Source organism: Micromonospora sp. NPDC002411 (assembly GCF_053592955.1).
Window position 1 is genome coordinate 1 of record NZ_JBSFBM010000241.1, and the last position, 10,684, is coordinate 10,684.

Consider the following 10,684-nt stretch of genomic DNA (forward strand, 5'->3'; position numbering starts at 1 on the left):
GCGTGCTGCCTTCTGGTTTCCGGGCGGGGGCCGGCCGGGGTGGCGCGGGCCGGGCCACCGGCCGAGGTGGACCCGAGAGGGAGGGTTGATGGGGTTCGACTTCGCCGATGAGCAGCCGAAGCTCCTCATGCTGATGTACGGGCTGGTCGCCTTCGTGGTGGTGGTGGGCGGTCTGCTCCTGCTGCTCGACGTCGTGCCGGCCTGGTTCGCCCGGAGACGGGAGGCGCAACTCGTCGCCGCCTCGGCGGGTGGGGCCCCGCTCCCCCGCCGGACCAAGCCGCGGGAGGGCCTCTTCGCGCTCTTCTTCCTGCTGCCGACGCTGTTGCTGCTCCTCATCGGCCTGGTCGTGCCGGCCATCCGCACCATGCTGCTCTCCCTGATGGACGGGAGCAGCACCAACTGGGTGGGGCTGCGCAACTACGGCTGGATGTTCTCCGACGACTCGATCGTCCGAGTTCTGATCAACACCCTGGTCTGGGTGCTCCTCGTCCCCCTGGTCGCGACCGGCTTCGGCCTGCTCTACGCCGTGATGGTGGACAAGGCCCGGTTCGAGGCGGTGGCCAAGTCACTGATCTTCCTGCCGATGGCCATCTCCTTCGTCGGCGCCAGCATCATCTGGAAGTTCGTCTACGCCTACCGGGGCGAGGGTGACCAGATCGGTCTGCTCAACCAGATCGTGGTCAGCCTCGGTGGTGAGCCGAAGCAGTGGCTGCTCGAATCACCGCTGAACACGCTCCTGCTCATCGTCATCATGGTCTGGATCCAGGCCGGTTTCGCCATGGTGGTGCTCTCCGCCGCGATCAAGGCGATCCCCGGCGACATCGTGGAGGCCGCCCGCCTCGACGGGGTCAGCCCGTGGCAGATGTTCTGGCAGATCACCATGCCGAGCATCCGGCCGGCCCTGATCGTCGTGGTGGTGACCCTCACGATCGCCACGCTCAAGGTCTTCGACATCGTCCGGACCTCGACCAACGGCAACTACGACACCAGCGTGATCGCCAGCGAGATGTACAACCAGGCGTTCCGGTACGGCCAGAACGGGCAGGGTTCCGCGTTGGCGGTCTTCCTGTTCATCCTGGTCATCCCGGTCGTGATCTACCAGATCCGCAACCTCCGTCAGCAGCGGGAGGGCTGAGATGACCACCGCAACGCCCACCGTCGCCGCCGGCACACAGAAGACCGCCGGCACCCCGTCCAGCACGGCCGGCAGGGTCCGCAAGCGGCTCAACAGCCGCACCGCGACGCTCGTCTCGATCGTCATCGCGGTGGTCTGGACCGTCCCGACCTTCGGCCTGTTCATCTCCTCCATCCGGCCCGAGGACGAGATCAAGACGACCGGCTGGTGGACCGCGTTCACCAACCCGCAGTTCACGTTGGAGAACTACGAGCAGGTCCTGTTCGGACGGTCGTCGTCCTCCGGGCAGCTCGCCAGCTACTTCATCAACTCGCTGGCCATCACCATCCCGTCGGTGCTCTTCCCGCTCGCGTTCGCGGCCCTCGCCGCGTACGCGCTGGCATGGATCAACTTCCGCGGCCGGGACTGGCTCTACATCGCGATCTTCGCCTTGCAGATCGTCCCGTTGCAGATGGCCCTGGTGCCGCTGCTGAAGTTCTTCTCCACCGGTGTCACCCTCGGCGGCGTCACACTGATGCCGGCCTGGGACCTGGTCGACGAACAGAAGTTCGCCCAGGTGTGGTTCGCGCACACCTGCTTCGCGCTCCCGTTCGCCGTCTTCCTGCTGCACAACTTCGTCTCGCAACTGCCCTCGGACCTGATGGAGGCGGCCCGCGTCGACGGCGCCACCCACCCGAAGATCTTCCGGACCATCGTGCTGCCGCTGATCACCCCGGCGCTGGCGGCGTTCGGCATCTTCCAGTTCCTCTGGGTCTGGAACGACCTGCTGGTGGCGCTGATCTTCGCCGGTGGCGGCAACGAGACCGCCCCGCTCACCGTCCGGCTGGCCGAGATGGCCGGCACCCGGGGCAACGAGTGGCAGCGACTCACCGCCGGCGCGTTCGTCTCCATCGTCGTACCGCTCATCGTTTTCCTGTCCCTGCAGCGTTTCTTCGTGCGAGGTCTGCTCGCCGGCAGCGTCAAGGGCTGACCCGCTTGCCCGCCGCCGCCTGGCCCCTCGGGCGGCGGCGGGCGCGCCGGGCACCGAGCGGGGGAAACCGTGACGAAGATTGATGATGTGGCCCGGCTGGCCGGCGTGTCCACGGCCACCGTCTCGCGGGCCCTGCGCGGGTTGCCGACGGTCTCGGCCGCCACCCGACGCCGGGTGCTCGCCGCCGCCGAGCAGCTCGACTACGAGGTGTCGCCGAGCGCGTCCAGGCTCGCCGGTGGCCGGACCGGCACCGTCGCCGTGGTGGTTCCCCGGATCACCCGCTGGTTCTTCAGCACCATTGTGGAGGCGGTCGAGGAATACCTCCACCAGTCCGGCTACGACCTGCTGCTCTACAACCTGGGTGGTCGGGAACAGGTCCGCCAGCGGGTCCTGCGGACCGCCAACCTGCACAAGCGGGTGGACGCCATCATGCTGGTCGCCACCCCACTGCGGCCGGCCGACCTGACCGCGCTGGCCGCCCTGGAACTGCCCGGGGTGACCATCAGCTCGGGAAGCAGGGTGCCCAACTGGCCGTGCGTACGCATCGACGACGTGGCCGCCGCCCGGGCCGCCACCCGACACCTGATCGACCTCGGCCACCACCGGATCGCGCACATCTCCGGTGACCCGGACGACGAGTTGGCGTTCACGACCCACCTCGACCGCCGCCGGGGCTACCAGGCGGAGTTGCGGGCCGCGGGCCTGCGGCCCGATCCGAGCCTCGACGTCGAGTCCACCTTCACCATCGACGGCGGCACCCGGGCCACCGCCGAGTTGCTGGCCCGCGGTGACCCACCGACCGCCATCGTCGCCGCCTGCGACGAGATGGCGATGGGCGCGATGACAGCGCTGCGCGACGCCGGACTGCGGGTGCCACAGGACGTCAGCGTCATCGGCATCGACGACCACGACCTTGCCGGCATGCTCGGGCTCAGCACCATCGCCCAGCCCGCCGCCGAGCAGGGCCGACTGGCCGCCCGGATGCTGCTCGACCCACTCGAAGCCCGACCCCCGGGGCCCATCCCGGGTCAGCAGAGCGCCGACTGCGAGACATCGGTGATCCTGCCCACTCGGCTGGTGGTCCGGGAGTCGACAGCACCACCACGGGCACACTGAAAACCTAACCACAGCGCGACACGGGAGAAGACCCTGAACACCGATCCGACGCAGCAGACCCCCTCCGGTCACCCGGTCACCGGCTGGTGGACCGAGGCGACCATCTACCAGATCTATCCCCGCTCGTTCGCCGACTCGGACGGCGACGGCATCGGTGACCTTCCCGGCATCACCGCCCGCCTCGACCACCTGGTCGAGCTGGGCGTGGACGCGGTGTGGCTCTCCCCGTTCTACCCGTCGCCGCAGGCCGACGCCGGTTATGACGTGGCCGACTACCGCGACGTCGACCCGCTGTTCGGGAGCCTCGCCGACGCGGACAAGCTGATCGCCGAAGCCCGGTCCCGCGGCCTGCGGGTGATCGTGGACCTGGTGCCGAACCACACCTCCTCGGCACACCGCTGGTTCCAGGAGGCCCTGCCCACCCCGCCCGGCAGCCCGGAACGGTCCCGGTACATCTTCCGTGACGGTCTCGGCCCCGACGGCGAGCAGCCGCCGAACGACTGGCAGAGCGTCTTCGGCGGCCCCGCCTGGACCCGCACGGTGGACCCGGACGGGCAGCCCGGCCAGTGGTACCTGCACCTGTTCGACACCGGCCAGCCGGACCTCAACTGGGACAACCCGGAGGTCCACGCGGAGTTCCTGGACGTGCTGCGGTTCTGGTTGGACCGTGGGGTGGACGGCTTCCGGGTCGACGTGGCGCACGGCCTGGTCAAGCAGGCCGACCTGGCCGACTGGCAGGAACCGCAGGAGATCCTCTCCGGCAACGAGATCGACAAACCGCGCCCACCGATGTGGGACCAGGAGGGCGTGCACGAGATCTACCGGCAGTGGCGGCAGGTCCTGGACAGCTACCCGGGCGAGCGGGTGCTGGTCGCCGAGGCATGGGTGGAACCGGCCGAGCGGCTGGCCCGGTACGTGCGGTCGGACGAGATGCACCAGGCGTTCAACTTCGAGTACCTGCTCGCCGCGTGGACCGCACCGGCCCAGTACGCGGTGATCACCCGCTCGTTGGAGGCGACCGACTCGGTCGGCGCGCCGACCACCTGGGTGCTGTCCAACCACGACGTGGTGCGGCACGCGTCCCGCCTCGGCCTGGCGATCGGCGGTGGCCGCCCCAACGGCATCGGCATCGGCGACCCGCAGCCGGACGCGGCACTCGGCCTGCGCCGGGCCCGGGCAGCCACGCTGCTGATGCTCGCCCTGCCCGGCTCCGCGTACCTCTACCAGGGCGAGGAGCTGGGTCTCCCCGAGCACACCACGCTGCCGGACGAGGCCCGGCAGGACCCGACCTGGGCACGCACCGGGCACACCCAGCGCGGCCGGGACGGCTGCCGGGTACCGATCCCGTGGGAGGCCGACGCGCCGTCGTACGGCTTCGGGCCCACCGACGCGAGCTGGCTGCCGCAGCCGTCGCTCTGGGCGGAGTACGCGCTGGACCGCCAGCGCGACGTGCCCGGCTCGACGTACGAGCTGTACCGCACGGCGCTGCGGCTGCGTCGCGCCCACGGGCTGGGTCGCGGCACCCTTGAATGGTTGTCCTCCGGCGACGAGGTGCTGACCTTCCGCAACGGCGAGCTGACCGTGCTGACCAACTTCGGCGAGACCCCGGTGCCGGTACCGACCGATGCCGAGGTGCTAGCGAGCAGCGCTCCCCTGGAAGACGACGGCGCCGTCCCCACCGACGTGACCGTCTGGCTGCGCACCGCCTGACCCGAGCCGCTGAGGGGCCAAGATCCGCGCAACATCAGGGATGTTGGCCCCTCCTGCTCGCCCGAGGCAGCACTTTCCCTGATGTTGCGCGGATCTTGAGGCGTGGGACGCGCGGGCGCGGCGCGTGGGAGTCAGAGGCGGTCGGCTCGGGTGTGCAGCAGGTCGTGCACGTTCTCGATGTCCGCCGGTGAGGTTCGCGAGGCCAGCCAGTACATGACACCCGTGGGAATGAAGAAGAGCTGGAACGCGGCCAGCCCGACGGCGAAGTTCAACGGCGGCGGGAATGCCGCGCGCAGCCCCTGGAACGCCACCCCGACCAGCCCGTTGCCGGCCGCCCGACCGACCCCGTTGACCAGGTTGCCCAGGCTGTAGACAGTGCCCCGGTGCTCCGGCGGGTTGACGTCGGCGATCAGCGCGAACCAGTTCGGCGAGTTGGCCGACGTCAGCGCGAGCGCCACGATCGCGGTGAGCAGGCTCAGCCCCACCGACGGCTCGGTGAAGACGCTGGACAGCACCGCGCCGACCACCGCGCCGCCGCTCGCGCCGTCCGGCACGTCGATGGTCACCGGGACGAAGAACAACACCAGGTAGAACGGCAACGCGGCGAGGATGCCGACCGCGGCGACCAGGGCGCGACCTCTCGGCGTACGCCGTTGCAGCGCGTCGCCGACCAGCCCACCGACGATGGAGAGCACCCCGCCGAGTTGGAACAGCGTGGCGAAGACGCTGCCCACCACCACCGCCGTGGACGACGAGTAGCCCTGGGCCTCGGCTCGTTCGGCGAAGAGCACCGGCAACCACACCAGGGACCCGAAGGCGGCCTGTGCGGTGAGGCCCTGCAGGATCAGCCACCGGTTGGTGCGTCGGGCCAGGATGCGCGGCAGGTCGGCACGGCTGATCCGGTAGTCGTACTCGGCGCCGGCGTCCAGCCGGTCGGCCAACTCCGGTTCGCTCTGGCCGCGCCGGATGTCGTAGGTGAACAGGTAGGCCACTGTGGCGACCAGGCCGACGCCGGTCAGGATCAGGAACGGCCGCCGCCAGTCCGTCGCGCCGAGCAGCCCTCCGAGGAGGGTGCCCGCCAGGGTGCCGATCCCCTGGGAAAGCCCCCAGAAGCTCATCACCAGCCCGCGCCGGGTCGGTGAGATCAGGTCGGTGACCACCGAGAAACCGACCGAGCCGACCGCACCGAGGCCGACCGCGGCGACCAGTTGCCCAGTGAAGAACGTCAGGTAACCGCCGGCGAGCGCGCTACCGCCGGTACCCGCCGCCCACAACAGAGTGCCCACCATGAGCAGCGGCTTACGGTTGGTCCGGTCGCCGACGTACGCCCAGCCGACGGCTGCCACCGCGCTGACCAGGAAGCTGACGGCGGTGACCAGACCGAGCAGCCGCCCCGACACGTCGAACGCGTCGGAGATCGGGCCGTACAGCGGCGGGACCAGCCCGATGGCCACGTTGTCCAGTGAGGCGAGCAGCACGAACACCACGACGCTGTACAGCCGGTGCGCCGGGCCGCCGCCCCAGCCGTGCGGGCGTCGGCCGGGCTGTTGCCCGCCCCGGCCGGGCCCGCCACTGGTCACCGTCATGACCGGCAGCCAACCAGACGCGGCTGAGGAGGTCGTCACGCGGGTGGGTGCCGGTCAGCTTTCCCGGGCACCCACCCGCGTCGATCCCGACGGTCAGCGGCGGTCGAGCACCAGTCCACGGGCCGCCGCGTACTGCTCACGAACGGCGGGGACGGGCTCGGCCGCGTACTCCTCGGTGCCCTCGACCGCCCAGACCGGCGGCGTCGGACCACCCAGGGCGACCCAGGCGGCCTGCCGGGCGGCGCCGTCGGCGACGTACTCCCCCGCCGGCGGGACGACGACCGGGCAGCCGAAGACCTGCGGAGCGATCCGACGCACCGCGGCGGACCTGGCCCCGCCGCCGACCAGGATGACCCGGCGGGCCGTGGCGCCCTGTGCGGTCAGCGCGTCCAGACCGTCGGCGAGCGCGCAGAGCATGCCCTCCACGGCGGCACGGGCCAGGTGCGCGGGCGTCGACGTACGCAGGGTCAGACCGTGCACCGCCCCGGTGGCGAGCGGCCGGTTGGGTGTCCGCTCACCCTCCAGATAGGGCACCATGACCAGCCCGTCCGCACCCGCCGGCGCGGAGAGCGCCAACTCGGCCAACTCGTCCAGGCTGACGCCGAGCATCGTGGCGGCCGCGTCCAGCACCCGGGCCGCGTTGAGCGTGGCGACCAGCGGAAGGAAGCGACCGGACGCGTCGGCGAAGCCCGCCACCGCGCCGCTCTCATCGCCGGCCGGCACGTCGGCGACGCTGAACACCGTGCCGGAGGTGCCGATGGAGACGATCACGTCACCCGGGCCGGCCCCCACGCCGAGCGCGGCGGCGGCGTTGTCGCCGGTGCCCGCGCCGAGCAACGCGCCGCCCGACCCACCCACCTCGTCGGCGAGCTTCCCCGCCGAGTCCGCCGGGCCGAGCACCTCCGGGACGATCAGTCGCCGCCCGAAGCCCTGCTCCAACAGGTCCAGCCGATATTCGCCGCTGGCCGGCGACCAGTAGCTGGTGCCGCTCGCATCCCCCCGGTCGGTGCGCAGCGCGTCCAACCCCGGCGCGCCGGCCAACCGCCAGGTCAGCCAGTCGTGTGGCAGGCACACGGCGGCCACCCGGGCGGCCTGCTCCGGCTCGTGCCGGGCCAGCCAGCGCAGCTTCGTGAGGGTGAAGCTGGCCACCGGCACGCTACCGGTGGCCTCGGCCCAGAACCGACGCCCGGCCGCACCGCCGCCGGCCTCTTCGATGAGGTCGGCGGCGGCGTCGGCGGACCGGGTGTCGTTCCACAGCAGCGCCGGGCGGACCACCCGGCCTTCCTCGTCGAGGCACACCATGCCGTGTTGCTGGCCGGCGACGGAGATCGCGGCCACGTCGGCCAACCCGCCGGCCTGGTCGGCAGCGCTACGCAGCGCCTGCCACCAGGCCTCCGGGTCGACCTCGGTGCCATCCGGATGTGCGGCCCGACCCTGCCGGAGCAGGGCACCGGTCTCCGCGTCCCGGATGACCACCTTGCAGGACTGGGTGGACGAGTCGACGCCCGCGACCAACGGCATGGCGGGGCCTCAGCGGGCGCCGAGCAGGTGCTCGACGGCGAGCTGGTTGAGCCGGACGAAGGCGAAGCCCCGCGCGGCCACCGCGTCCACGTCGACGTCCTCGAACGCGGACCGGTCGGCCAGGAACTCCTCGTAGCCCTCGCCGTCGCCCAGCGTCGGCGTGCTCAGCTCGCCGACCTTGCTGGCGGCGAGCGCCTCGACGACCTCGGGGTCGGCGCGGAACGCCGCGGCGCGCTCCTTGAGCAGCAGGTAGGTGCTCATGTTGGCCGCCGCCGACGCCCACACCCCGTCCATGTCCTCGGTGCGCGAGGGCTTGTAGTCGAAGTGCCGGGGGCCGTCGTAGGTCGGCCCGCCGTTGGGGCCGCCGTTCTCCAGGAGGTCCACCAGGGCGAACGCGTTCATCAGGTCACCGTGGCCGAAGACCAGGTCCTGGTCGTACTTGATGCCACGCTGGCCGTTGAGGTCCAGGTGGAACAGCTTGCCCTGCCAGAGCGCCTGGGCGATGCCGTGGGCGTAGTTGAGCCCTGCCATCTGCTCGTGCCCGACCTCCGGGTTGAGGCCGACCAGCTCCGGGTGCTCCAGCTGGGAGATGAAGCCGAGCGCGTGCCCGATGGTCGGCAGCAGGATGTCGCCGCGCGGCTCGTTGGGCTTGGGCTCCAGGGCGAACCGCACGTTGTAGCCCTTGTCGATGGAGTACTGGGTGAGCAGGTTGACGGCCTCGCGGTAGCGGTCCAGGGCGGCCTGGACGTCCTTGGCGAGGTCGTACTCGGAGCCCTCCCGGCCACCCCACATCACGAAGGTGCTCGCGCCCAGCTCGGCGGCCAGGTCGAGCTGGCGCAGCACCTTGCGCAGCGCGTAGCGGCGGACGTCGCGGTCGTTGCTGGTGAAGCCGCCGTCCTTGAAGATCGGGTGGGTGAACAGGTTGGTGGTCACCATCGGCACCACCAGGCCGGTCTCGTCGAGGGCCTTGCGGAACCGCGCGATGTGCTGGTCGCGGGTTGCGGCGTCGGCGCCGAACGGGATCAGGTCGTCGTCGTGGAAGGTGATGCCGTACGCGCCCAGCTCGGCGAGCCGGTGCACTGCCTCGACCGCGTCGAGCTCGGGGCGCGTGGCGTCACCGAACGGGTCGCGGGCCTGCCAACCCACGGTCCAGAGCCCGAAGGAGAACTTGTCGGCGGGAGTGGGACGGGGTGCCATGAGCAACCTCCGGGGTGGTGTTGTCGGCTATTTGTTCAGCCATTGAATTATTTGCCCGCCCTATGGCACTGTCAAGGGGTGAGCCTCACCCACGCCCCGGCCGGCGCAGTCCGTCAGGGCAGTCTGCGCGAGCTCAACCTCGCCCTGGTGCTCGGCCGCATCGCCGCGGCCGAACGCCCCCCGTCCCGAGCCGACCTGGCGACCGCGACCGGCCTCACCAGAGCAACAGTGTCCGCGGTGGTCGAGGACCTGCTCGCCGGCCACCTGGTCAGCGAATCCGACCCGGCTCCCCGCTCCGGCGCCGGCCGTCCGGCCCGCGGGCTGGTCCTGGCCGACCAGGGGCCGGCCGGGCTCGGCCTGGAGGTCAACGTCGACTACCTGGCGGTCTGCGTGGTGGACCTCGCGGGTGAGGTCCGGCACCGCACCGTGCACCGGGCCGACCTGCGTCCGGTGGTCCCCGCCGACGCGCTGGCACAGCTGGTCGAGATGGCCGGGGCCGCCCGCGACGACGCCGCCGACCAGGGCCTCACACTGGTCGGGGCCGCGCTCGCGGTGCCCGGCCTGGTGGACGACGCCGGTCTGGTCCGGCTCGCGCCGAACCTCGGCTGGCACGACGTGCCGGTGCCCGCCCTGCTCGCCGAGCACCCTCCGCTGGTCGAGCAGGTGCCCGGCGTGCCCGGCCTGGTGGTCGACAACGAGGCCAACCTCGCCGCGCTCGGCGAGCTGCACTCCCGACCACCCGGCCCGTCGAGCTTCCTGCACATCTCCGGAGAGGTGGGCATCGGCGCGGGCATCGTGCTGGACGGCGCGCTGTTCCGCGGCGTCCGCGGCTGGAGCGGCGAGATCGGGCACCTCCCGGTGCACCCCGAGGGTCGTCCGTGCCGCTGCGGCGGGCAGGGCTGCCTGGAGCAGTACGCCGGCCAGGAGGCGATCGTGACCGCTGCCGGGCTGGCGCGGGCGGAGCTTCCGGCGGACACCGCGACGGCACGGCTCGCCGAGCTGGCGGAGGCCGGCGACGCCGACGCGCTGCGGGCGTTGCACGACGCCGGAACGGCGCTCGGCGTGGCGGTGGCCGGCGTCGTCAACCTGCTCGACCTGGACACCGTGGTGCTCGGCGGCGGTTACGCGGCCCTGGCGCCCTGGCTGTGCCCTCCGGTGCTCGCCGAGATCGCCGACCGGGTGCTGACCGCCGCCTGGTCACCGGTCACGGTCCGGCCGTCCACGCTCGGCGCGGAGGCCGCGGCGGTAGGCGCCGCCGGCTCGGTCGTCCGGCGGATCGTCGCCCAGCCCGCCGGTTGGCTGGCCCGCTAGGGCCTGTGTCAAAGTCCTCGGTCGAGCCGAGGCGGAGTCCGGGCGGCGGTCCGGCAAGGCGGATGTTCGCCCGGATACCGGTGTTGTATCCGGGCGAACATCCAACGCGGCCGGTCGTCGTCCGGGCCCGCCGCAGGC

Annotated in this window: 8 protein-coding genes; 5 read left to right on the forward strand and 3 right to left on the reverse strand. The window is 71.7% G+C overall.

The genetic code is table 11. The features are described from left to right. Positions 1-88: 88 nt before the first annotated feature. The 4 genes from ACWCO3_RS24655 (at position 89) to ACWCO3_RS24670 (ending at position 4,931) form a co-directional block, all read left to right on the forward strand. Complete coding sequence (locus ACWCO3_RS24655) at positions 89-1,135, forward strand: carbohydrate ABC transporter permease (RefSeq protein ID WP_145779264.1); 1,047 nt, start codon at positions 89-91, stop codon at positions 1,133-1,135. Between the two features lies 1 nt (position 1,136). After that, the gene (locus tag ACWCO3_RS24660; RefSeq protein WP_145779263.1) at positions 1,137-2,105 is read left to right on the forward strand and encodes a carbohydrate ABC transporter permease; all 969 of its coding nucleotides are present in this window, start codon (positions 1,137-1,139) and stop codon (positions 2,103-2,105) included. Between the two features lie 69 nt (positions 2,106-2,174). Further along, positions 2,175-3,221, forward strand: a complete 1,047-nt coding sequence (locus ACWCO3_RS24665) for a LacI family DNA-binding transcriptional regulator (protein WP_354886292.1) — start codon at positions 2,175-2,177, stop codon at positions 3,219-3,221. Positions 3,222-3,254: 33 nt separating this feature from the next. Further along, complete coding sequence (locus ACWCO3_RS24670; RefSeq protein WP_145779261.1) at positions 3,255-4,931, forward strand: glycoside hydrolase family 13 protein; 1,677 nt, start codon at positions 3,255-3,257, stop codon at positions 4,929-4,931. A gap of 131 nt (positions 4,932-5,062) precedes the next feature. Here ACWCO3_RS24670 and ACWCO3_RS24675 read toward each other — a convergent pair whose 3' ends face one another. The 3 genes from ACWCO3_RS24675 to xylA all read right to left on the reverse strand — a co-directional run bounded on the left by ACWCO3_RS24675 (position 5,063) and on the right by xylA (position 9,235). Continuing rightward, positions 5,063-6,517 (reverse strand): MFS transporter, encoded by a 1,455-nt coding sequence (locus tag ACWCO3_RS24675; protein ID WP_357930205.1) that lies wholly within the window; start codon positions 6,515-6,517, stop codon positions 5,063-5,065. Between the two features lie 93 nt (positions 6,518-6,610). Beyond that, the gene (gene xylB, locus ACWCO3_RS24680; protein WP_450012270.1) at positions 6,611-8,038 is read right to left on the reverse strand and encodes a xylulokinase; all 1,428 of its coding nucleotides are present in this window, start codon (positions 8,036-8,038) and stop codon (positions 6,611-6,613) included. A gap of 9 nt (positions 8,039-8,047) precedes the next feature. Next, positions 8,048-9,235 (reverse strand): xylose isomerase, encoded by a 1,188-nt coding sequence (gene xylA, locus ACWCO3_RS24685; protein WP_145779259.1) that lies wholly within the window; start codon positions 9,233-9,235, stop codon positions 8,048-8,050. A gap of 78 nt (positions 9,236-9,313) precedes the next feature. Here xylA and ACWCO3_RS24690 point away from each other — a divergent pair, with 78 nt between their 5' ends. Beyond that, positions 9,314-10,546 (forward strand): ROK family transcriptional regulator, encoded by a 1,233-nt coding sequence (locus ACWCO3_RS24690; protein ID WP_208744933.1) that lies wholly within the window; start codon positions 9,314-9,316, stop codon positions 10,544-10,546. Positions 10,547-10,684: the final 138 nt, after the last annotated feature.

Bases quoted from the DNA above. Each gene is read 5' to 3' on its own strand.
- ACWCO3_RS24655 (WP_145779264.1), top strand. From the start codon at position 89: ATGGGGTTCGACTTCGCCGATGAGCAGCCGAAGCTCCTCATGCTGATG.
- ACWCO3_RS24660 (WP_145779263.1), top strand. From the start codon at position 1,137: ATGACCACCGCAACGCCCACCGTCGCCGCCGGCACACAGAAGACCGCC.
- ACWCO3_RS24675 (WP_357930205.1), bottom strand. From the start codon at position 6,517: ATGACGGTGACCAGTGGCGGGCCCGGCCGGGGCGGGCAACAGCCCGGC.
- xylB (WP_450012270.1), bottom strand. From the start codon at position 8,038: ATGCCGTTGGTCGCGGGCGTCGACTCGTCCACCCAGTCCTGCAAGGTG.
- xylA (WP_145779259.1), bottom strand. From the start codon at position 9,235: ATGGCACCCCGTCCCACTCCCGCCGACAAGTTCTCCTTCGGGCTCTGG.